The sequence below is a fragment of the Curtobacterium sp. MWU13-2055 genome (assembly GCF_023242305.1).
Classification (GTDB): Bacteria; Actinomycetota; Actinomycetes; order Actinomycetales; family Microbacteriaceae; genus Curtobacterium.
This window is the reverse complement of the sequence record NZ_JALLIO010000009.1, coordinates 84,143-106,914: the sequence shown is the minus strand read 5'-3', so window position 1 is coordinate 106,914 and position 22,772 is coordinate 84,143. Positions and strand designations below refer to the sequence as shown.

Annotated in this window: 19 protein-coding genes and 1 tRNA gene; 6 read left to right on the top strand and 14 right to left on the bottom strand. The window is 70.6% G+C overall.

What is annotated here, in order from left to right; translation table 11 throughout:
• Positions 1–152 precede the first annotated feature (152 nt).
• The 7 genes from pknB to M4960_RS16495 form a co-directional block, all read right to left on the bottom strand.
• On the bottom strand, positions 153–1,973 hold the full coding sequence (gene pknB, locus M4960_RS16525; protein WP_308222025.1) for a Stk1 family PASTA domain-containing Ser/Thr kinase: 1,821 nt from the start codon (positions 1,971–1,973) through the stop codon (positions 153–155).
• A 133-nt stretch (positions 1,974–2,106) separates the two neighbouring features.
• On the bottom strand, positions 2,107–3,888 hold the full coding sequence (locus M4960_RS16520; RefSeq protein WP_248704850.1) for a serine/threonine-protein kinase: 1,782 nt from the start codon (positions 3,886–3,888) through the stop codon (positions 2,107–2,109).
• Positions 3,885–5,339, bottom strand: coding sequence for a penicillin-binding protein 2 (locus tag M4960_RS16515; RefSeq protein ID WP_111083694.1), 1,455 nt, complete (start codon positions 5,337–5,339; stop codon positions 3,885–3,887). The genes M4960_RS16520 and M4960_RS16515 overlap by 4 nt, the downstream gene beginning before the upstream one ends.
• Positions 5,336–6,778, bottom strand: coding sequence for an FtsW/RodA/SpoVE family cell cycle protein (locus tag M4960_RS16510; RefSeq protein WP_123292931.1), 1,443 nt, complete (start codon positions 6,776–6,778; stop codon positions 5,336–5,338). The genes M4960_RS16515 and M4960_RS16510 overlap by 4 nt, the downstream gene beginning before the upstream one ends.
• Positions 6,775–8,133: a Stp1/IreP family PP2C-type Ser/Thr phosphatase gene (locus tag M4960_RS16505; protein ID WP_111083696.1), complete on the bottom strand. Its 1,359-nt coding sequence runs from the start codon at positions 8,131–8,133 to the stop codon at positions 6,775–6,777. The genes M4960_RS16510 and M4960_RS16505 overlap by 4 nt, the downstream gene beginning before the upstream one ends.
• A 6-nt stretch (positions 8,134–8,139) precedes the next feature.
• A complete protein-coding gene (locus tag M4960_RS16500; protein ID WP_111083697.1) occupies positions 8,140–8,691 on the bottom strand; it encodes an FHA domain-containing protein in 552 nt (183 codons plus the stop codon).
• Positions 8,688–9,368, bottom strand: coding sequence for a DUF3662 and FHA domain-containing protein (locus M4960_RS16495; RefSeq protein WP_123292929.1), 681 nt, complete (start codon positions 9,366–9,368; stop codon positions 8,688–8,690). Before M4960_RS16495 ends, M4960_RS16500 begins: the two co-directional genes overlap by 4 nt.
• Before the next feature lie 86 nt (positions 9,369–9,454).
• Here M4960_RS16495 and M4960_RS16490 point away from each other — a divergent pair.
• Positions 9,455–9,541 (top strand) — tRNA-Leu (locus M4960_RS16490).
• Positions 9,542–9,627: 86 nt separating this feature from the next.
• On the opposite strand, the gene M4960_RS16485 is transcribed toward M4960_RS16490, so the two are convergent.
• Positions 9,628–10,107: a hypothetical protein gene (locus M4960_RS16485; protein WP_248704849.1), complete on the bottom strand. Its 480-nt coding sequence runs from the start codon at positions 10,105–10,107 to the stop codon at positions 9,628–9,630.
• A gap of 58 nt (positions 10,108–10,165) precedes the next feature.
• Here M4960_RS16485 and M4960_RS16480 point away from each other — a divergent pair, with 58 nt between their 5' ends.
• A complete protein-coding gene (locus M4960_RS16480) occupies positions 10,166–10,867 on the top strand; it encodes an NUDIX domain-containing protein (RefSeq protein ID WP_131920786.1) in 702 nt (233 codons plus the stop codon).
• Here the strand turns inward: M4960_RS16480 and M4960_RS16475 are convergent.
• A complete protein-coding gene (locus tag M4960_RS16475) occupies positions 10,850–11,467 on the bottom strand; it encodes a TetR/AcrR family transcriptional regulator (RefSeq protein WP_159572934.1) in 618 nt (205 codons plus the stop codon). The genes M4960_RS16480 and M4960_RS16475 overlap by 18 nt on opposite strands.
• Before the next feature lie 20 nt (positions 11,468–11,487).
• The gene (locus M4960_RS16470) at positions 11,488–13,023 is read right to left on the bottom strand and encodes a PucR family transcriptional regulator (protein WP_248704848.1); all 1,536 of its coding nucleotides are present in this window, start codon (positions 13,021–13,023) and stop codon (positions 11,488–11,490) included.
• 92 nt (positions 13,024–13,115) lie between these two features.
• Here M4960_RS16470 and gabT point away from each other — a divergent pair, with 92 nt between their 5' ends.
• Genes gabT through M4960_RS16450 form a run of 4 tightly spaced genes read left to right on the top strand, consistent with a single transcriptional unit; the run spans position 13,116 to position 17,589 of the window.
• Entirely contained in the window at positions 13,116–14,477 is a 1,362-nt protein-coding gene (gabT, locus tag M4960_RS16465) for a 4-aminobutyrate--2-oxoglutarate transaminase (RefSeq protein ID WP_248704847.1), read from the top strand.
• Complete coding sequence (locus M4960_RS16460; RefSeq protein WP_248704846.1) at positions 14,474–16,006, top strand: NAD-dependent succinate-semialdehyde dehydrogenase; 1,533 nt, start codon at positions 14,474–14,476, stop codon at positions 16,004–16,006. The genes gabT and M4960_RS16460 overlap by 4 nt, the downstream gene beginning before the upstream one ends.
• Complete coding sequence (locus M4960_RS16455) at positions 16,003–17,391, top strand: NAD(P)/FAD-dependent oxidoreductase (protein WP_248704845.1); 1,389 nt, start codon at positions 16,003–16,005, stop codon at positions 17,389–17,391. Before M4960_RS16460 ends, M4960_RS16455 begins: the two co-directional genes overlap by 4 nt.
• A 36-nt stretch (positions 17,392–17,427) precedes the next feature.
• Entirely contained in the window at positions 17,428–17,589 is a 162-nt protein-coding gene (locus M4960_RS16450; protein ID WP_159572952.1) for a hypothetical protein, read from the top strand.
• Between the two features lie 84 nt (positions 17,590–17,673).
• Here the strand turns inward: M4960_RS16450 and M4960_RS16445 are convergent, their stop codons facing one another.
• The 4 genes from M4960_RS16445 to M4960_RS16430 form a co-directional block, all read right to left on the bottom strand.
• Entirely contained in the window at positions 17,674–19,038 is a 1,365-nt protein-coding gene (locus M4960_RS16445) for an NAD-dependent succinate-semialdehyde dehydrogenase (protein ID WP_248704844.1), read from the bottom strand.
• Positions 19,039–19,057: 19 nt separating this feature from the next.
• Positions 19,058–20,479, bottom strand: coding sequence for an APC family permease (locus M4960_RS16440; protein ID WP_248704843.1), 1,422 nt, complete (start codon positions 20,477–20,479; stop codon positions 19,058–19,060).
• A gap of 161 nt (positions 20,480–20,640) precedes the next feature.
• Positions 20,641–21,651, bottom strand: a complete 1,011-nt coding sequence (locus M4960_RS16435; protein ID WP_248704842.1) for an agmatine/peptidylarginine deiminase — start codon at positions 21,649–21,651, stop codon at positions 20,641–20,643.
• The gene (locus tag M4960_RS16430; protein WP_248704841.1) at positions 21,648–22,682 is read right to left on the bottom strand and encodes a nitrilase-related carbon-nitrogen hydrolase; all 1,035 of its coding nucleotides are present in this window, start codon (positions 22,680–22,682) and stop codon (positions 21,648–21,650) included. The genes M4960_RS16435 and M4960_RS16430 overlap by 4 nt, the downstream gene beginning before the upstream one ends.
• Between the last annotated feature and the right edge of the window lie 90 nt (positions 22,683–22,772).

Here is a 22,772-nt window from a genome sequence, read left to right as displayed (position 1 = left end):
ACCTGACGGGCCCGCGGACGCGTGGCGGGGGTGCGCCGGGCCTCCTGGCCGTCAGTGTGCCGACGGGAGGCCCGTCACCAGTCCGTCAGACCACACGCGTGTGCGTGTGGTCGGCGCGACGGCCGCGGTGGCGTCGTTCCTGATCGGGACGGTCAGCGACCGTCGCCGTTGTCGCCGCCGGTGTCCCCGTTGTCTCCACCGGTGTCCCCGTTGTCGCCCTTGTCGTTCCCGTTGTCGGACGACGGGGCGTGGGTCGGCTGGCTCGACGCGGCGCAGTAGGTCAGGGCGACGGCACTGCCCTGGGCGACATCGCCCTGCGGGGTGTCCTGCTGCGTCACGAGGCCACCCGTGCACGAGTACGAGGGCGACGGCGTCACGGTGAGGCCGAGCTGCTCGAGCGACGCCTTCGCCTCGGAGAACTGCTGGTTCGTGACGTTCGGCAGCTGCACCTTGCCGTTGGACACCGTGAGGTTGATCACGATTCCCTTGGTGTGGAGCGAACCGGACTCGGGGTCGGAACTCATCACGGTGCCCTCTGGCACGTCGGACGAGTAGTCGGAACTGATCGCGCCGACGCGGAAGCCGGCATCGTCCAGTGCCTGCTGTGCCGCGGCCTGGGACTGCCCGTTCAGCTCGGGGACCGGGACCCGCTCGGGGCCGAGGGAGACGACCACGTTGACGCTGGACTTCCGGCCCACGTTGATGCCGGAGCCCGGGTCGGTGCGGATGACCGTGCCCTTGTCGACCGAGTCGGAGTTCTCCTCGACCTTGACGGCCGTCAGGTCCCTCTTCTCGAGGGCGGTGGACGCGGCACTGAAGGTCGACCCGGTGACGTTCGGCACGCTCACGGACGACGACACCGGTGGCTTGCCCGGCTGCAGGTTCGCGACGAAGAACACGACCCCGACGATGACCGCGACCGTCAGCAGGATGCCGACCCAGATCCACGCCACCGGCGGACGGTTCTGCGTGCGCTGCGGGCGGTGCTCAGCGGTGTCGTCGTCGAGCTCGCGGAACGCCGCGGCGGGGTTCGACGTGGTGCGCGGGTCGACCCCGAACAGCACCGTCGAAGCGTCGTTCGCCGCGTTCTGCTGGATCTTCTTGGTGGATGCCGGAACTCGGCCCGCAGCGGCCTGCTGCAGGTCCGAGCGGAACTCGGCGGCGTTCTGGAAGCGGCGCGTGCGGTCCTTGACCAGGGCGTGCAGGGTCACGGCGTCGAGTGCCGGGGACACCTCTGGTGTGATCGACGACGGGGCGACGGGCTGCTCGCTGACGTGCTGGTAGGCCACCGCCACCGGGGTGTCACCGAGGAAGGGCGCACGGCCGGTGAGCAGCTCGAACAGCACGACACCGGTGGAGTAGATGTCCGTACGGGCGTCGACGGTCTCGCCGCGGGCCTGCTCCGGCGAGAAGTACGACGCAGTGCCGAGGATCGACGTGGTCTGCGCGACCGTGGCGGAGGTGTCGGTGATGGCTCGGGCGATGCCGAAGTCCATGACCTTGACCTGGCCGCTGTGCGTGACCATGACGTTGGCGGGCTTGATGTCGCGGTGCACGACGCCGGCGCGGTGGGAGTACTCGAGCGCGGTGAGGATGCCCTCGGTGATGCGGACGGCCTCGGCCGGAGCGACGGCGCCCTCGGCGATGATGTCGGAGAGCGGGCGGCCCTCGACGTACTCCATCACGATGAAGGGGACCTGCACCTCGGCGCCCGAGGTCTCGGTCACGGTCTCTTCGCCGGCGTCGTACACGCGGACGACCGTGGGGTGCGCCATACGTGCGGCGGCCTGGGCTTCCTGCCGGAACCGGGTGCGGAACGCCGGGTCGTTGGCCAGGCTCGGCTTCAGGAGCTTCACCGCGACCTTGCGACCGAGACGGGTGTCGTTGCCGAGGTGCACGGTTGCCATGCCGCCTCGGCCGATGACATCACCGATCTCGTAACGGTTGGCGAGGAGGGTGATCCCCGCGGTCACACCTTCTGGCACGTACTCCTCCGTCTGTCCGTCCGGGCTAGTGTACGGCAGCACCACCTGGTGAGACGCTGGTCAGGGAGGGGTCGACCGAACCGTTACCGAACGGTGTCGACAGTCCCCGTCCGGGGGTCGTTCAGTTGCCGTCCATCGGGGCGTCGGTCGGGTCGATGCCGTCGTTGGGGTCGGTCGTGGGCTCCTCGGTGGGCTCGGTCCAGGTGACCTGCGCCCCGGGCGACGAGTCGGAGACGACCGTGGTGCCGGACTGCGGCGACTTGCACGTCACCTTGTACGACAGGGTCACCGTGCCGGACTGCGCGGCCGCGACGGTGACCGCCGTGCCGGAGGTCGAGCCCGAGCTGCTGCCGTTCGACGGGACCGTGCCGTTGTCGATCGTGTACGTGTAGCTCACGTCGGAGTACCCGGCGGGGCACTTGTCGTAGGACGGCCAGCTGAACGTGACGCGGCCGGAGTCGCTCACGGATCCACCGGTCGCACGCTCGGGTGCCTCGGCGGTCAGCACGTCGCCGAACGCCTTGATCGTCACCGTCGTACCCTGCTCGAGGCTGCCCTCGGGGCTGAGCGACTCGACGGTGCCGACCTGGTCGGAGGACGTCGCGTTCGAACCGGCGACGACCTCGGCGACCAGGCCCCGACCGCGGAGCTGGTTCGCGACCTGCTCCGCGTTCTGGCCCGTGTAGTCGGCTGCCGACACCGTCACGCGGGTGTCGACCGGCGTCTGGGACGGGGTCTCCGACGGGGTCTGCGACGGACGCGGGGTCTTCGAGGCGGAGTTCGAGGGGGTCGGGTCCGGGTCGGCCGCACCGTTCAGCGCGAACGCTCCGACGACACCGGCGATGACGAGCACCACGACGATGCCGACGACCCACCAGATCCAGGCGCGCTTCTTCTTCGGTTCCTCGGGGTCGTCGGTCGCCGGGGAGCGCGGTCCGACGGGTCCACCGGCACCGCCGGCGGCTGCACCGGACTGGGTGCCGAGCAGTGCCGTGGCAGCGTCGTTGCCCTGACCCTGCGGCGGGTTGAACGCGACGGTGCCGCCCTGCGCGATGGCGGGGACAGCGACGGTGGCCGCTGCGACGTCACCGCGACGGAGTGCCTGTGCGGCGCGCGCCAGGTTGGCGGCGGTGGCGGGACGATCGGCGGGCTTCTTCGCGATGCACGAGATCACGAGGGCGGCGACGGGCTCGGGGATGTCCCCGGGCAACGCCGGCGGCTGCTCGTTGATGTGCGCCATCGCGATCGCGACCTGCGACTCGCCCGTGAAGGGACGACGACCCGCCAGGGCTTCGTACGCGACGATGCCGAGCGAGTAGATGTCGGTCGACGGCGACGCCGGGTGCCCGCTCGCCTGCTCGGGCGAGAGGTACTGCACGGTGCCCATGACCTGGCCGGTCGCGGTGAGCGGGACCTGGTCGGCGATGCGTGCGATGCCGAAGTCGGTGATCTTGACGCGGCCGTCCGGGGTGATGAGCAGGTTGCCGGGCTTGATGTCGCGGTGCACGAGACCGACCGCGTGCGCGGCCTGCAGGGCGTTCGCGGTCTGCGCGACGATGTCCAGGACCTTGTCGACCGGCAGCGTGTGCTCGCGCTCGATCATGGTCGAGAGCGCTTCGCCGGGGACGAGCTCCATCACGAGGTAGGCGCTGCCGTCCTCTTCGCCGTAGTCGAAGACGTTGGCGATGCCCTCGTGGTTGACGAGCGCAGCGTGGCGAGCCTCGGCGCGGAAGCGCTCGAGGAACCCGGGGTCGCCGAGGTACTCGTCCTTGAGGATCTTGAGTGCGACGGTTCGGCCGATGACGAGGTCGGTGGCCTGCCACACCTCTCCCATGCCGCCGATGGCGACCCGGGACGAGAGCTGGTACCGCCCACCGAAGGTGAGTCCGCTGGTGGGTCTCATTTGTTCAGCACCGCCTCCATGACTTTCTTCGCGACCGGGGCCGCGACTGTGTTGCCGACTCCCGACTGGCCGAGCCCGCCGCCGTCTCCGACGACGACCGCCACGGCGACCTCCGGGTCCTTCGCGGGCGCGAACCCGGTGAACCAGAGGGTGTAGGGATCGCCTGTTCCGCCCTCGGCCGTGCCCGTCTTCCCTGCGACGTCGACACCGTCGATCTTGGCATTCGTTCCGGTCCCGGCGTTCACGACGCTCTGCATGGCCTCGGTGAGGTCAGCGGACTCGGAGGAGGACAGCGGATCACTGTACTGCCTCGGGGAGAAGGACTCGACCGTCTTCAGGTCGCTCGTGGTGATCGAGTCGACGAGCGAGGGCTGCATGACCTTGCCGCCGTTCGCGATGCCGGCCGACACCATGGCCATCTGCAGCGGGGACACCCGGACGCTCGCCTGGCCGAACGCGCTGAGCATGAGCTGCGCGGTGGAGTCGACCTCGGGGTACTGGCTGGCGGTCGCGGACATCGGGACCTCGATGGCGTCACCGAAGCCGTACTTGTCGGCCATGCTCTTGATCGCGTCGTACCCGAGCTTCTGTCCGAGCTCGGCGAACGGGATGTTGCACGAGTACTGGATGGCCGTGCGGAGCTTGACCTTGTCGCCGCCGCCGCACGTGCCACCCTCGGCGTTGTTGATGTACGAGCTCGTGCCGGGGAGCTGCAGGCGCGACGGGTTCGGGAACGTCGAGTCGAGGTTGTACTTGCCGCCCTCGAGCGCCGCCGATGCCACGACGAGCTTGAAGACGGACCCGGGCGTGTACAGGTCGCCGCCGATCGCGCGGTTCTGCAGCGGGGACGACGAGGCGCCGAGCAGTGCGTCGTACTGCTCCTTGACCTTCGCGGTGTCGTGCGAGGTGAGGGTGTTCGGGTCGTAGCTCGGCTTCGAGACCATCGCGAGGATCTTGCCGGTCTTCGGCTGGATGGCCACGACGGCGCCGCTGTTCGTGCCGAGGGCGTCGTACGCGGCCTGCTGCACGGCGGGGTCGATCGTCAGGTTGACGTTGTCGCCCTGGACGTCCTGGCCGGTGAGGATCGAGTTGAGGTTCTGGAAGAACGAGGCGTCGGAGTTGCCGGAGAGCACGGTGTTCTCCGCGCTCTCGATGCCGGTGTTGCCCTGGCCGATGGTGAAGTACCCGGTGACCGCCGAGTACAGGTCGCCGTTCGTGTACTTGCGCTGGTACTCGTACTGGTCGTCCACCGGGGTCGACTCGGCGATCGGGCTGCCGTCGACGAGGATCGCCCCGCGCTTGGTCGAGTAACTGTCCAAGATGGTGCGTGAGTTGCGGGAGTCGGCGCGGAGTGTGTCCGCCGAGAAGAACTGGATCGAGGTCGTCGACACGAAGAGTGCGACGAACATGAGCACGATGACGGTCGAGACACCGCGGAGCTGTCGGTTCATCGACGACGCTCCTTCCTGGTCGCGCGCGCGGACCGCCCGCTCGCGGCGGGGATCGCACCCTGCTGGACGCGTTGTTCGGCTGGGATGGAATCGGTGAGTCGCAGCAGCATCGCGGCGATGATCCAGTTGGCGATGAGCGAGGAACCACCCGCAGCCATGAACGGCGTGGTCAGGCCGGTCACCGGGATCACGCGGGTGATGCCACCGACGACGACGAACACCTGCAGGGCGATCACGAAGCCGAAGCCGACGCCGAGCAGCTTGCCGAAGTCGTCCTGCGCCATGAACCCGACGCGGATGCCGCGCGAGGCCAGCACGATGAAGAGCGCCAGGATCGCGAAGACGCCGATCAGGCCGAGCTCCTCGCCGAGCGAGGCGATGATGTAGTCCGCGTTGGCGACGGGCGTGATGTACGGGCGCCCCTGGCCGAGGCCGGTGCCGGTGATGCCGCCGTTCGCGAAGCCGAACAGTCCCTGCACCAGCTGGTAGCTCGCCTGGGTGTCGCGGCTGAAGACCTCTTGGTTGAACGGGTCGAGCCACTGCTCGAACCGGCCGTGCACGTACTCGAGGACGCTCTGCGCGACCAGGGCGCCGCCGACGAACAGCACGAGGCCGATGGCCACCCAGCTGATGCGCGCGGTCGCGACGTAGATCATCACGAGGAACAGGCCGAAGTACAGCAGCGCCGTGCCGAGGTCGCGCTGGAAGACGAGGACCGCCATCGCGGCGCCCCACATCACCAGGATCGGGCCGAGGTCGCGGGCACGCGGGAACGTCATGCCGAGGAATCTCTTGCCGACGATCGACAGCGAGTCGCGCGCGGTGACGAGGTACCCGGCGAAGAAGAGCGCCATGGTGATCTTCGCGAGTTCGCCCGGCTGGAACGAGAACGGTCCGACGCGGATCCAGACCCGTGCTCCGCCGGGTGCGTAGCCGATGCCGGGGAGCATCGGCAGCAGGAGCAGCGCGATCGTCAGGAACATGAAGATGTAGCGGTAGCGCTGCAGGAACCGGTGGTTCCGGACGACCAGCAGCGTGATGATCGCCAGGACCATCGCGAGCATCGTCCAGACGATCTGCTTCACACCGATGGCGTCCCAGCCGGTCAGGCCGTTGTGGACGTCGATGCGGTAGATCTCCGCGATGCCGATGCCGTTCAGGACGAGTGCGATCGGCAGGACGAACGGGTCGGCGTTCTTGGCGACGACCCGCAGCACGACGTGCATCACGAGCCCCAGCCCGAGGATGCCCCCGCCGACCCACAGCACCGAGGTGTCGAACAGTCGCCCCTTGGTGCCGAGCTGCACGAGCACCATCGCGCCGGCGCAGATGCCGCAGGCGATGACGAGCAGCACGAGCTCGAGGTTCCGAGCACGTGCGGGTTCACGGAGCTTGATCGTGATCGCCTGCGTGAACGACTGGGCGGTGGCGTTGCTCATCGCGAGCCCCGGGTCGGGGACGGGGAGGGCGTCGACGACCGGGTCGGTGACGGCGAGGGTGACGAGGTGGATCCGCCGTCACCGCCGGTACCGGCTTGGTCCTGCCCGGTCTCGGCGGCCTTCCGCAGTCGGTCGACGATGTCCCGCGCGTCGTCGAGCGACTGCGCGTTGATCGTCGAGCGGACGTTCTCGCGGGTGTAGTCCGGGAGCATCGACACGGTGATGTCGGTGTCCTCGTAGACGTCCGACAGCGCCAGTGGTCCGATCGACTGCTGGACGCCCTTGTAGATCGCGACCGTGCCGCGGTCGGTGCCGACGTAGTAGTGGTCCTGGGTGATCCGCCAGCCGAGGAACACGGCCCCGACCAGGGCAGCGACCGCCACCACGAGCGCGACCGTCCACGAGACCCGACGTCGGATGCGGCGTCGGCGGTCCTCGGCGATCAGCTCCGCGAAGAACTGGTCGGACTCGGGCTCGAAGTGCGAGTCCTCCGGGGCGGTGGTGACCTTGAGCGGGTGCAGCAGGATCGTGGGGAGGCGGATCGGCTTGCGACCGGTCGACGCCTCGAAGGTCAGGGGAGCGGCCGCGGACCCGACGGTGGTGGCCGCGTCGTCGTCGTCGTCGACCTCGTCCGCGGTGACGTCCATGACGACGACGGTGACGTTGTCGGGGGCGCCGTGGTCGAGGGTCTCCTTGACCAGGCGCTGCGTGACCTGGTTGGCGTCCATGTTCGACGCCAGGGCGTGCCGGATGCGCTCTTCGGCCAGGTACGACGACAGGCCGTCGGAGCACAGCAGCCAGCGGTCGCCCGGCTGGATGTCCATGATCGCGGTGTCGACCTCGGGTGCGGCATCGACGTCGCCGAGCACCCGCATGAGCACCGAGCGACGGGGGTGGACCGCGGCTTCCTCCGGGGTGATCCGGCCGCTGTCGACCAGGCGCTGCACGAAGGTGTGGTCCGACGTGATCTGCTGCAGCTCGCCGTCGCGGTGGCGGTAGATGCGCGAGTCACCGATGTGCGCGATCGCGATCTGCTCACCGACCCGGATCATCGCGGACACCGTGGTGCCCATGCCGGTCAGTTCCTGGTGCTCGAAGACCGTCTCGGTGATGAGCTGGTTCGCGGCGATCAGGGCCGACTGCAGCGCGAACTCGGCGTCGTGGGCCGAGGGGAACTCGCGGTCCACCTCCCTGATGCGCCGGATCGCGATCGCCGAGGCGACGTCGCCGCCGGCGTGCCCACCCATGCCGTCCGCGACCGCGAACAGGTGCGCCCCGGCGTAGCCGGAGTCCTGGTTGTTCGCGCGGATGCGGCCCACGTGGGACACAGCGGCGCTCAACGTGCGAGCGGTCATGCCGGGTTACCGCCGCAGCTCGAACGTCGTCGTCCCGATCGTGATCGGCGTGCGCTCCGCGACGATCAGGGGAGCGCTCACCTTCTGACCGTTGACGAAGGTGCCGTTCGTGGACTCGAGGTCGGTGAGGAGCCAGCCGTCGGCGCGCAGGTCGAGCCGGGCGTGGTTGGTCGAGGTGTAGTCGTCGCGGATCACGACGTTGGACTCGCTGGAGCGGCCGATCGTGATCGGCCCGCCGCCGAGTGGCATCTCCATGCCCTCACGCGCGCCCTCGGTGATCACGAGGCGCACCGCTGCCGGCGAGGGCGACTGCGTCGCCGCCGTGGGTTGCCCGATGAGGTCGGTGAACGCGCCGCCCGAGGCCGCCGCCGGCGCTGCCGCTGCGGGGATCGTCGGGGTCGTCGGGCCGGAGGGAGCCGACTTGGAATCCGTGGGGATCGTGCGCACGCGCTGGCCGAAGAGATCACTGCGCAGGGCGAAGACGATCACGAAGACGAACAGCCAGAGCACCGCGAGGAACGCGAAGCGCAGGACGAGCAGGGTCAGGCCTGTGGTCATCGAGCACCTCCGTCGTTCTCCGGGATCACCCGGAACACCATACGGGTACGACCGATCTCGATGGTGGAGTCCGGCTCCACGATCGCCTGTTGGAAGTGCTGTCCGTTCAGCTTCGAGCCGTTCGTCGAGCCCAGATCCGTGGCCTGGGCGTGCTTGCCGTCCCACAGGACCTCGACGTGCTTCCGGCTCGTCCCGGTGTCCGCGATGGTGATGTCGGCGTCGCTGCCGCGGCCGATCACGGTGCGTCCGCGCTGCAGGCGGTGGCGCTGCGAGCCGATGTCGAGCACGGCGATCCAGGCGACGTCGCGCTGCACCGTGGTGGAGTCGATCTGCAGGATGCCGGTCGACAGGGTGCCGTCCTGCTGCAGCCGGATGGTGACCGGTCCGGAGAACGAGTAGTTCTGCGCGACGGCGTGCTGGTGGGCCATCTGCGTGAGTTCGTCGATGAGCGGACGACCGACGTCGTTCATGCGCGTGAAGTCCGGCGGCGCGAGGCGCACGGTGAACTCGTTCGGCACCAGGATGCGCTCTCGCGACACCACGGCGGCCTTCGTGTCGAGCTCACGGCGCAGGGCGCTGGAGATCTCGACCGGCTGCACACCGGAGCGGAAGGTCTTCGCGAACGCGCCGTTCACGGCGCGCTCCAGCCCTCGCTCGAAGTTGTCCAGCAGGCCCATGTGTCTCCAGAGTCGTCGGTCGTCAACCACTGCATGGTAGTGGTTGGCGCAGGGGGCAGTCTGTGCGTGGTAGTGTTTTGGGGCTGGCGCGAGTGGCGGAATTGGTAGACGCGCACGGTTCAGGTCCGTGTGCTGGAAACGGCGTGGGGGTTCAAGTCCCCCCTCGCGCACCAGGCGAAACAGCGAAAGGCCCCGGAGGAATCCGGGGCCTTTCGTGTTCTTCCAGGACGTACCGGAGCGGCCGTCGCCGGTGGGCGGATCAGGCCCGATCGCCGTCCGTCGCGTGGTCGGGATCCGGCCAGGAGGCGCGGCTCGACCCCGACACGCCGGGTCCGGAGATCCCGTGGTCGGTTCTTCCCGCATCGCTCGGTGCGAAGAACGGGCGCGCGCTGGGCAGGAAGAGGAGGACCGCGGCGACGACCGACAGCGCGATCGTCAGGAGTCCGAGTTCGCCGCTCGTGAGGCTGAGCACCGCACGGGCCGCGGCGATGACGACCAGCGCGATGCGTGCCACCCGCGAACCGGCGGCCGTGCGGACGACCGCCCACCCGACGAGTCCCCAGACCACGATGGCGACGAGCACCGTCAGGACCGTGCCGAGGGCGTTGCCGCCCGTGCCCGCCACGAACTGCAGGACGGTCGCCACCAGGCAGACCGCGACCCAGACGAGCCAGAGCACGAACGACACGGTGACGACCTGCGGTCGGTCCGGGCGACGGGTGAACGGTGTCCTGGTCATGGCTGCACGGTACCGGGCGGGCAGGTCGTGCGAGCAGCCGCCCCGCTAGCGTGACCAGGTGACCGATGATCGTGCAGCAGCCCCTCGTCCCGGTGTCGACGTCCCCGATGCCCGTGGGCGGACCGGACTCGACGCCGTCGGCCGTGACCTCGACCGCAACCCCGACGTCGTCGTGCGGGACGTCGAGGTCGTGTCGGACGGCTGGCACGTGCTCCGTCGCACCACGCTCGACGTCCGGCGCCGGGACGGCCGGTGGGACCGACAGCAGCGGGAGACCTACGACCGCGGGAACGGCGCCACCGTGCTGCCGTACGACGCCGAGCGCCGTACCGTCCTGCTCACCCGGCAGTTCCGGTGGCCGGCGTACGTGAACGGGCACCCGGACGGCATGCTCATCGAGGCAGCGGCGGGGCTGCTCGACGAGGACGACCCCGAGACCGCCGTCCGCCGCGAGGCCGCCGAAGAGCTCGGCATCCGGCTGGGCGACCTGGTGCGCGTCGGCGACGTCTTCATGAGCCCCGGTTCGGTCACCGAGCGTGTCCACTTCTACGTCGGTGCCTACACACCGGCGGACCGGGTCGAGGCGGGCGGCGGGGTCGAGGACGAGGGCGAGGACATCGAGGTGCTCGAGCTGGCACTCGACGAGGCCCTCGCGATGGTCGAGGACGGCCGGATCGCCGACGGCAAGACGATCATGCTGCTGCAGTGGGTGGCACTGCGGTCAGTGGCACCGCGGCGGGTGTCACCCCGACAGGGCTGAGCCGTCCAGGCCCACCGCTCGGGCGATCGTCGTGCGGACCAGGCCCTCGCGGGTCGGTCGGTCGAGGTAGTCGACCAGGGCGTACCCGTTGGTGGCGTCGACGAGCGCGAAGAGCAGGCGTCCCACGCCGTCCGGGTCGTCGGTCCGCAGCACGCCCGCGCGCACCCCGTCGACGACGACCGTGGTCGCGAGGAGCTGCCAGTCGTCCATGACGTCCCGTGCCGCGGTCGCCAGCGCCGCGTTCGTGCGGCCGATGCTCCACGCGTCGGCCCACAGGGTGGCGACGTCGTCGCGCGCGGGATCGGCGATGCAGCCGAGCAGGGTGCGGAGGCCGGAGACGGGTTCGGGCGCAGCGCCGACGATCGCGCGGACCTCGGCGACCTCGGCTGCCGCGACGGTGCGGAACGTCTCGCCGACCAGGTCCTCCATGCTCGGGCGGTAGTGGGCGACGAGCGACGGCGCGACCCCGATCACGGCGGCGACCCCGCGGAGCGTCACCGCCGCGAGGCCCTCGGCGCGCGCCAGGTCGACGGCGGCCGACGTGATCTGGGATCCGCGTTCGGCCGGGCTGAGGCGCCGGCGGGCCGGTGTCGACGGCATCGTCCCACCGTATCCGCGGGTCACGCGCCCTCGACGACGAAGGCCGCCCACAGGTCGGCCCGGGTCGCGAAGACGGTGAGGTCGCGGTCCAGCAGTCGGCCGGCGTGCTCGACCCGGGAGCGTGCGGTGTGGCGGTGGATGCCGAGTACCTGGGCGGCGCGGTCGTACTCGCAGTTCTGCTCGAGCCAGGCGCGGACGGTGCGGGTGAGCTCGGTGCCCGCCGACCGGTCGTGTTCGAGCAGGGGAGCGAGGAACGCGCGGGCGACGGCTCCGGCGTCGACGTCCACGTGGGCCAGGTGTGCGAGGACGCCTTCCCGGGCGAGGTCGCCGAACTCGGTGGTGCCCGGTCGTCCTTCGCGCCGACGGTCCAGGGCCTGCACGGCCTCGGTGCGAGCGCGGCCGAACGACCGGTAGGCGGCACCGTCCGACAGGCCGGCCCGCAGGTCGAAGCGCCCGACCAGTTCCTCGACGATCGCGGTGTCGTCGGCGCTCACGCACAGGAAGAGGGCGTCGTCGACGGCGAAGAAGAGCTGTCCGGGCCGGTCCTGCACCCACAGTTCGAGCAGGTCGACGACGGTGTCGAGGTCGTGGTCGTCGACGTCGAGGGCCGCGATCCGGACGGGTTCGGCGGGCAGGGGACCCCACACCTCGCGCGACGTCGACTGGACCACCTCCGGATCGCCGACCGAGAGCATGGTGAGCAGGCCGGTGCGCAGGAGCCCGCGTGCCCGGGCCAGCTCACGGTTCTGCTGCAGCGCGAGTCCGGCGAGGGCGATGACGGACGTCACCACCTCACGACCGGCGCGGTCGAGCGCACCGCCGTTCGCGATCGCGAGCACGCCGCTCAGGTGGCCTCCGCTGCCGAGGGTCTGCAGCGTGAACCCGGTGTGGTGCTCGGTCGTCACCGGCAGGCTCGCCCGCTGTCCCGCGCGCAGCAGGCGCAGCGCCTCGGTCCGGAGCAGCTCGAGGTCCTGCGCGGGCACACCGTCCGCCGGGTGCCCACGGTCCAGCCGCCCCGACACGTCGAAGAGCCCGACCCAGCCGTCGAGCTGCCCGGAGAGCTCGGCGATCGTGGCGCCGAGCCCGTCCGGGCGCATCGCTGCGAGCGAGATTGCCCGCTGTGCGGCGAGGGCCCAGGCGTTCCGGGCGTTCGCGTCACGGGCGACCGCTTCGGCGTTCGCCTGCGCGACCGCGATGAACGAGGTCTCGTAGGGCACCTCGAACAAGGGGAGTCCGTACTGCGAACAGGCGGCGACGAGGGCGTCCGGGGTGCCGGCGCGGACGACCTCGGTGCCGAACCCGAGTGCGACGACGCCCCGCTCGACGAGTCGGCGGACGTAGGGGCCGGCGATGTCCTCCGGGACCTCGGCCTCGGCACCGAACTGGGTGCCCGTGGTCAGCAGTCCCTGCCCGTCGGCCAGGAACGGTGTCGGGTCCTCGAGGTCGGAGCTGTGCAGCCACGACAGCGGGGCGTCGAGGGCGTCCGTGTCCGCGTCGGTCAGCGGGCGGAGGCGGAGGTCGGCACGGTGCAACAGGGAACGCAGCGTCGCGGGCATGGGAGCACCTTATCCACCGGGGCGATCGGACCGGTGCTCGATGTACACGGTGGACAGCCGCCGTGGTCACCGCAGGCTCCTACCATCGCCGCATGTCCTCCACCGCAGCACCCTCGATCAGTGCGCCCACCGGCGGCCCCTCGCTGCCCCAGGAACGACGGCTCGTCACGGCCGTCCCCGGCCCGCGATCACGCGAGCTCATGGCGCGGAAGGCCGGAGCCGTCGCGGCCGGGGTCGGTGTCGCCGTGCCGATCGCCGTCGTCGCAGCCGGTGGCGGGGTCGTCGTGGACGCGGACGACAACTCGTTCGTCGACCTGGGGTCCGGGATCGCCGTGACCAGCGTCGGCAACGCGCACCCCGCCGTCGTCGCCGCGGTCACCGAGCAGGTCGCTGCCTTCACCCACACGTGCTTCACGATCGCCGCCTACGACGGGTACGTCGCGGTCGCCGAGGCACTCAACCGGCTGACCCCCGGTGACCACGAGAAGCGCACGGCGCTGTTCAACTCCGGCGCCGAGGCCGTCGAGAACGCCGTGAAGATCGCGCGCAAGCACACCGGTCGGCAGGCCGTCGTGGTGTTCGACCACGCGTACCACGGCCGCACGAACCTCACGATGGCGCTCACCGCGAAGAACCAGCCCTACAAGGACGGCTTCGGCCCGTTCGCGCCCGAGGTCTACCGGGTGCCGATGTCCTACCCGTTCCACGACGGGCTCTCCGGGCCCGAGGCGGCGAAGCGCGCGATCAGCCAGATCGAGAAGCAGGTCGGCGCGGCGAACACCGCGGCGCTGCTCATCGAGCCGATCCAGGGGGAGGGCGGCTTCGTCGTCCCCGCGCCCGGGTTCCTCGCCGCCCTGTCCGAGTGGACCACGGCGAACGGCGTCGTGCTCATCGCCGACGAGGTGCAGACCGGCTTCGCGCGCACCGGGGCGATGTTCGCGAGCGAGCACGAGGGGATCGTGCCGGACGTCGTCACGACCGCGAAGGGCATGGCCGGCGGTCTGCCCCTGTCCGCCGTGACCGGGCGCGCCGAGATCATGGACTCCGCACACGTCGGCGGGCTCGGCGGCACCTACGGCGGCAACCCGATCGCCTGCGCTGCCGCCCTCGTCGCGATCGACGCGTTCGAGCACGACGGGCTGATCGACCGAGCCCGCGAGATCGGGGACGTGCTGCTCGGACGACTCCGTGCCGCGCAGACGACCGACCCGCGGATCGGTGACGTCCGCGGACGCGGCGCGATGGTCGCGATGGAACTCGTGGACCCCGCGACCGGCGAGCCGGACGCCGCACTGACCGGGAAGGTGGTGCGGTCCGCGTTCGAGCACGGCGTCATCGCGCTGACCGCCGGCACGTACGGCAACGTCGTCCGGTTCCTGCCCCCACTGTCGATCGACGACGCCCTGCTCCACGAGGGACTCGACGTCGTCCTGGAAGGACTCGCAACAGCATGACCACCGGCACCACCACCGCCCCTGCGGCCGACCGCACCGACGCGGAACGCGAGCTGCTCGCCCGCGTCCCCACGGGCCTCCTGGTCGACGGCGCATGGCAGCCGTCGGCCGACGGCCGGACCTTCGCCGTCGTCGACCCCGCCACCGGCGAGACGCTGCTCGACATCGCCGACGCAACCCCCGAAGACGGTGTCCGCGCCCTCGACGCCGCGGAAGCCGCCAAGACGGGCTGGGCGAGCACACCGCCGCGGCACCGCGCCGAGCTGCTCCGCCGTGCGTTCGACCTGCTGCAGGAACGCCGCGAGGAGTTCGCGCTGCTCATGACGCTCGAGATGGGCAAGCCGCTCGCCGAGGCTCGCGGCGAGGTCGCGTACGGCGGGGAGTTCCTGCGCTGGTTCTCGGAGGAAGCGGTCCGGATCGGCGGCTCGTACGGCACCAACCCGGAGGGCACCGGCCGTGCCACCGTCTCGCACAAGCCCGTCGGCCCCGCGTTCCTCATCACACCGTGGAACTTCCCGCTGGCGATGGCGACCCGGAAGATCGCACCGGCGCTCGCCGCCGGCTGCACCGTCGTCGTGAAGCCGGCCGAACTGACGCCGCTGACCACCCTGCTGTTCGTCGACCTGCTGCGCGAGGTCGGTCTGCCCGCCGGGGTGGTCAACGTGGTGCAGACCACGCGCGCCGCCGACGTCTCCGCGCCCGTGATCGCCGACCCGCGCCTCCGGAAGCTGTCGTTCACGGGCTCGACGCCGGTCGGCCGCACGCTCCTGGCCCAGGCAGCGCAGAACGTGCTCCGGACGAGCATGGAGCTCGGCGGCAACGCCCCGTTCCTGGTGTTCGCCGACGCCGACCTCGACCTGGCCGTGGAGGGCGCGCTCGCCGCCAAGTTCCGCAACACCGGGCAGGCCTGCACCGCCGCGAACCGGTTCCTGGTGCACGAGGACCTCGTCGACGAGTTCACGCGCCGGGTGACCGAACGCGTCGAGGCCATGCGGGTCGGACGCGGCACCGAGGACGGCGTCGCCATCGGACCGCTCATCGACTACCGCGCCGTCGACAAGGCGCACCGCCTGGTCACCGACGCGCTCGACCGCGGGGCGACGCTCCGCTCCGGCGGACACCCGGTCGACGGCCCCGGCACCTTCTACGCGCCCACGGTCCTGACCGACGTGCAGCCCGGCAGCGACCTGCTCCGCGACGAGATCTTCGGACCCGTCCTGGCGATCCGGACCTTCCGGACCGAGGACGAGGCCGTGGCCGCCGCCAACGACACCGAGTACGGTCTGGTCGGCTACGCGTTCACGGAGGACCCGGCCCGCGGCCAGCGCCTGATGGAGCGGCTCGAGACCGGCATGCTCGGACTCAACACCGGGGTCGTCTCGAACGCGTCGGCCCCGTTCGGCGGGGTGAAGCAGTCCGGCCTCGGCCGCGAGGGCGGCGGCGAGGGCATCGCCGAGTACCTCGAGACCATGTACACGCTGACCCCGGACCCGTTCCGGAGCACCACCACCGAAGGAGCAGCACGATGATCGAGAGCGACGTCGTCGTCATCGGAGCCGGTGTCACCGGCCTGACCGCCGCGAACCGCCTGCGCGCCGCAGGACTGACCGTCACGGTGCTCGAGGCGCGCGACCGCGTGGGCGGCCGCACCTGGACGAACGACATCGACGGCGTCACGCTCGAGATCGGTGGCCAGTGGGTCTCGCCCGACCAGACCGCGCTGCTCGAGACCCTCGACGAACTCGGGCTCGACACGTACGACCGGTACCGCGAGGGCTCCAGCGTCTACGTCGACGCCGCGGGCACCCGCACCGAGTACACCGGCGACATCTTCCCGCTGCCCGAGGCGACGGCGAACGAGATCGAGCGACTCGTGACGGTCGTCGACGAGTACGTCGCGGCGGTCGACCCCGCTCGCCCCTGGGAGTCCCCGCACGCAGCGGCACTCGACGAGATCTCCTTCCGCGCCTGGCTGCACGCGCTCAGCCCGGACCGCGTCGCCACCGACAACGTCGAACTGTTCATCGCGGGCGCCATGCTCACGAAGCCGGCACACGCGTTCTCGGCACTGCAGGCCCTGCTGATGGCCGCCTCTGCCGGGAGTTTCACGAACCTGGTCGACGCCGACTTCATCCTGGACAAGCGCGTCGTCGGCGGCATGCAGCAGGTGTCCGAACGCCTCGCGGAGCGCCTCGGTGACGCCGTGCACCTGAACGCGCCGGTGCGCACCCTGCGCTGGACCGACGACGGGGTCGTCGCGTTCACCGACGGCGGCCTCGAGGTCCACGCCCGGCAGGCGCTCGTCGCCGTGCCGCCGCCCCTGTACTCGCGGATCTCGTACGAACCCCCGCTGCCCCGTCGCCAGCACCAGCTGCACCAGCACCTGTCGATGGGCTTCGTCATCAAGGTGCACGCCGTCTACGACCGGCCGTTCTGGCGCGGCGCCGGGCTCTCCGGCACCGCGTTCAGCCCGTACGAGGTCGTGCACGAGGCGTACGACAACACCGAGCACGGCTCCGAGCAGGGCACGCTCGTCGGGTTCGTCTCCGACCAGCACGCGGACGACCTGTTCGCGCTGTCGGCCGAGGAGCGGAAGGCCCGGGTGCTCGCATCGCTCGCGCACTACTACGGCGACGCGGCCCTGCGCCCGGTCGTGTACTACGAGAGCGACTGGGGCACCGAGGAGTGGACCCGCGGCGCCTACGCGGCGAGCTTCGACCTCGGCGGGCTCGTCCGCTACGGCGCCGACCAGCGTGCAGCCGTCGGTCCGATCCGGTTCGCGTCGAGCGACCTGGCCGGGCAGGGGTACCAGCACGTCGACGGTGCGGTGCGGATCGGGCGCGAGGTCGCCGACGAGATCCTGGCCGTGACCCCGGTCGCCGCCGGCTCGGGCGCTGCCGCCTCGTCCGTCTGAACGGGTGCAGCGCCGACCGCGCGTAGCGTCCGGACCATGAGCGACACGACGGCGAACGGATCCAGCGACCCCAGCGAGGCCGAAGCGCAGTACACCGAGGACCTGCCGGACGGGTCGCCCACGGGCGACGCGACGAAGGACCCCGCGCAGGACAGCGACACGGACTCCGGCGGCGAGCCCGCCGACCCGCAGCAGTAGCGGCGACCGACGAGCAGACGGGAGGCACGGTGCCAGCTGGCACCGTGCCTCCCGTCCGTCGTGGAGCTGGGTCCAGAGCGTCCGTCAGCCGATGCGGATCAGCTTCTTGTTGACGAACTCGTCGGCCCCCAGGGGGCCGAGTTCGCGGCCGAAGCCGCTCGCCTTGACGCCGCCGAACGGCAGTTCGGGGCTGTCCGCGCCGACGATGTTGACGTAGACCATGCCGGCCTCGAGCCGGTCCGCGACGCGGAGTGCCTGGTCGGCGTCGGTCGTGAACAGGTACGAGCCGAGGCCGTACGGGGTGTCGTTGGCGAGTGCGACGGCGGCGTCCTCGTCGGCGACGCGGTACACGGCGGCGACCGGGCCGAAGAACTCCTCGCGGTACGCGTCGTTGTCCGGCGTGACGTCGGTGAGGATCGTCGGCACGAAGGCGTTGCCCTGGCGGTCACCACCGGTGACGACGCTCGCACCCTGCGCGACGGCGGACGCGAGCTGCTCCTGCAGCCGGTCCGCGGCGGTCGGGGACGACAACGGGCCGAGCTCGGCACCGGGCACGGACGGGTCCGTCGGCGAGACCGCCGACATGGCCGTCGTGAACTTCGCCAGGAAGTCGTCGTACAGGTCGTCCACCACCAGGAAGCGCTTCGGGGCGTTGCAGACCTGCCCGTTGCCCTCGAGGCGGGTCGTGACGGCGGACTCGACGACGGAGTCCAGGTCGTCGGTGGACAGCACGATGAACGGGTCCGATCCACCGAGCTCGAGCACGACCTTCGTGAGGTTCCGGCCCGCGATCTCGGCGACGGCGGCGCCGGCGCGGGCGGACCCGGTCAGCGAGACGCCCTGCACGCGCGGGTCGGCGATGACGTCGGCGGCCTGGTCATTCGTCGCGAAGACGTTCGTGTACGCGCCCTCGGGGAACCCGGCGTCGTGGAAGATCCGCTCGATCGCCAGGGCCGACTCGGGGCACTGCGGTGCGTGCTTGAGCAGGACCGTGTTGCCGATGAGCAGGTTCGGACCGGCGAACCGGGCGATCTGGTAGGCGGGGAAGTTCCACGGCATGATGCCGAGCAGCACGCCGATCGACGACTTCCGGATGAAGGCGCTGCCCTCGGAGCCGTCGGCCAGCGTGATCGGCTGGTCGGCGAGGAACTCCTCGGCGTGGTCGGCGTAGTAGTCGTAGATGTCGGCGCAGAAGTCCACCTCGCCCTCGGCCTGGTCGATCGGCTTCGCCATCTCGCGCACGATCGTGGCGGCGAGGTCGGCGTGACGCTCCCGGTACAGGTCCGCGACGCGGTGGAGCAGGGCCGCGCGGTCGGCGACGGTGCTGGTGCGGCCCCACTCGCCGTGGGTGTGGTGGGCGGTGGTGACGGCGGCGCGCAGGTCGTCGTCGGTGATGGTCGGGAACGTCTCGAGGGTCGTGCCCGTGGTGGGGTCGGTGACGGCGTACATGGCGTCCTCTCGTGGTGGGTCAGGCCTGGTCGGTCAGCTGCTTGTTGACGCCGGTGACCGGCTGGTTCTCGTCGAAGCTCTTCGGCAGCACCCGGAAGCCCTTCGTGATGACGAGCAGGTAGGCGAAGCCGATCGCAGCCCACACTCCTCCTGCGATCAGTGCGTCGGCGTGGAGTTGCGACCAGAGCACCCCCGTCAGGACCATCGCGAGGCCGGGCAGGACGATGTACTTCCACCGGTCACCCGCGGTGTGGCGACGGCCCTGCCGGACGGCGAAGTGCACGATGACGCTCGCGTTGACGAAGGTGAAGGCGACGAGGGCGCCGAAGTTGATGTACGACGAGATGGTGTCGAGCGAGAAGCTCATCGCGAGCAGCGTGACCGCGCCGACGAAGACCACGTTGAACACCGGGGTGTGCGTGCGCGGGTTGACGTAGCCGAACACCCGCTTCGGCAGGACGTTGTTCCGACCCATCACCATGAGCATGCGGGCGACGCTCGCGTGCGAGGCGAGCCCCGATGCCAGCGCGGCGACGAACCCGGCCGACACCAGGACCGCCTGGAACACCGGGCCACCGACGAGCAGGCCGATCTGCGGGAGCGGGTCGTCGGTGAACTCGCCGAACGGGGTGTTCGTCGGGAACCGCAGCTGCGCGAAGTACGCGGACACCAGGAAGATCGCGCCGCCGAGCAGCACCGTCAGCATGATCGCCTTCGGCATGATCCGGATCGACTTCGCCTCTTCCGTGTACATCGTCACGGCGTCGAAGCCGATGAACGAGAAGCAGACCACCGTCGCACCGGTGAGCAGGGCGGACATCGTCACGCCGTCGTGCACGAACGGCTCGGTGCTCGCGATCGTGCCGGCCCCGGCACCGTGGACGAGTTCGATGACCGTGAAGACCACGAACGCGATCATCGCCAGGATCGCGCCGATGAGCAGCACCATGTTGAGGTTCGACGTGCCGCGCATCGACAGGCAGATCACCGTCGTCACGAACACCGTGTAGACGACGACCGTCACCCACGACGGCAGCGCCGGGAACACCTGCTCCAGGTAGAGCCGGATGATCAGGGCGTTCACCATCGGCAGCAGCAGGTAGTCGAGCAGGGACGCCCAGCCGACCATGAACCCGAGGTTCGGGTGCATGGACTCCCGCACGTACGTGTAGGCCGAACCGGCCGCCGGGTAGACCCGGACCATCTTCCCGTAGCTGATCGCCGTCAGGGCCATGATGACCAGCGCGATCAGGTACGCGCTCGGCACGGCGCCGTCGGTCTGCCCGGAGACGATGCCGAAGGTGTCGAACACCACCGTCGGGGTCATGTAGCCGAGGCCCAGGCCGACGATCGCCCAGAGTCCGAGGCTCCGCTTCAGGGAACCGCCGCGCGCAGGTGTTGCCGGTGCTGTCGGTACGGGGACCGCGGTCGGTGATGCCATGTGCGTTGACTTCCCTGCTGGGTCGGGGGACGGGCAGCGCCGGAGCTGGGCTGGGCAGCGTCGCCCGGACTGGTTCGGAGCAACATACCGATGTGCGAGTGCTCGGTGGACCGGCCGCGGTGTACAGACGTCGGGCAGCCGCTGTACACCGCGGCGATGGATCAGACCGCCGGCTGTTGCTGCGTGATGCAGTGCAGGCCGCCGCCGCGCGCGAAGACCGGACGAGCGTCGATCGAACGCACCTGACGACCCGGGTACACGTCGGCGAGGATGCCGCGGGCGCGGTCGTCGGCAACGGCGTCACCGAACGCGCAGGCGATCACGGCGCCGTTCACCACCACGTGGTTGACGTAGTTCCAGTCGACCGGGCCGTCGTCGTCGGTCAGGGTCGACGGCGCCGGCAGTTCGACGATGGTCGCGTCCGTGGCCTGCTCGAGCGCCCGACGGATCTGCGGCATCACCAGGTGGTCCGGGTGGCCGGCGTCGGGCTGCGCGTGCAGCAGGACCGTGCCCGGATCGGCGAAGGTCGCGACCATGTCGACGTGGCCCCGGGTCCCGAACCCGTCGTAGTCACGGGTCAGGCCGCGGGGCAGCCAGACCACGTCCGTCGCGCCGATCGTCCGGGCGAGCTCGAGTTCGACGCGCTCGCGGTCGGCGTACGGGTTCCGTCGCGGATCGAGCTGCACGGTCTCCGTCACCAGGACCGTGCCCGTGCCGTCGACGTGGATCGCCCCGCCCTCGTTCACGAGCAGCGACGGGATCCGCCGCGCACCGGCGGCGGCCGCGACCGTGGCGGCGACCTCGGCGTCACGGGTCCACGTCGACCAGGAGTTCGCGCCCCAGCCGTTGAAGACCCAGTCCACGGCGCCGAGCTCGCCGGTCACGTCGTCGACGACGAACGTCGGCCCGATGTCGCGCATCCAGAAGTCGTCGAGGGGCGCTTCGAGCACCTCGACCGCGGTCGACAGCAGGCGACGAGCGTCGGCTCGCGCGACCGGGTCCACGACGATCGTGACGGGCTGGTGCTCGCTGATCGTGTTGGCGGTGGTCGCCCACGTCCGTCGCGCCGCCTCAGCGCTCGCCGCGTCGTCACCGAGCGTCAGGCCGGGGCGCGGGAACGCCATCCAGGTGCGTTCCTGCGGAGCCGTCTCGGGAGGCATCACCCACGTCATGCGCGCACCTCCGGTCCGGCGTCGGTCGCCGCCACCCCGATGGCCGCGACGATCGCGTCGCGTGCGCCGTACGCGTGGCGGTCCTCGTCGACCGGGGCGACGAGCCCCGCGTAGAGGTCGGGGCGACGGGTCACGTAGAAGGGGAACAGTCGGAGCCACTCCGTCCGGGCCTCGAGGTCGAGGTCCGCCACGAGCACCGCGTCAGCGTCACGCGGAGCTTCGGCGAGCACGCGGCCGAACGGGTCCGAGATGAACGATGACCCGTAGAAGGTGATGTCGCCCTCGTCGCCCCAGCGGTTCGGGACGACCATGAACTGGCCGGCGGTGATGCCGTTCGCGACGATGACCTGCCGCCAGATCGGCGCGGTGTCGAAGTCCGGGAACGTCGGCTCGGAGCCGATCGCCGTCGGGTACACCAGGACCTCGGACCCGGCGAGGCCGTAGGACCGGGCCACCTCGGGGAACCACTCGTCCCAGCAGGTCGGTAACCCGAGGCGTGCGCCGAGTCCCGCCGGCTCGTACACCGGGAAGGCGTCGTCGTCCGTGCCCGGGCGGAAGTACGTGTCCTCGTAGTAGCCGGCGCTGATCGGGATGTGGGTCTTGCGGGTCCGACCGACCAGGGTGCCGTCGGGGGCGACGAGGACGGCGGTGTTGTAGCCGCGGGGGTCGTCGGGCTGGTCGTCGTCGGCAGGGCGCTCGTACAGCGAGGCGTGGACGAACACCCCGTGCTCGATCGCCTGTGCGCGGGCGAAGGTGACCGTCGGGCCGTCCTCGAGCGATTCGGCGAGGTCCTTCGGGACACCACTGGCCGGAGTGTCGCCGGGGTAGCGGCGCAGGGTGAGCTCGGGCAGGAACACCGCCGCGGCGCCGTTGGCCGCGGCGGTGGCGATGCCGTCGGCGAGTTGTGCGCGGTGGGCAGCGGGGTCCTCGAGCCAACGCACCTGCACGAGGGCGACGCGGGTCGTGCGGCGGGGTGTGCCGGTGCCCTGGTGCAGCGGAGACGGGTGCGGGGGAGCGATGACGACGTCCATCCCGCCATTGTTGATCACGTGATCAATGTTCGCAAGCTCCAACGACGGAGCCCACCACTGCCAGCAGCAATGGTGGGCTCCGCTGTTACT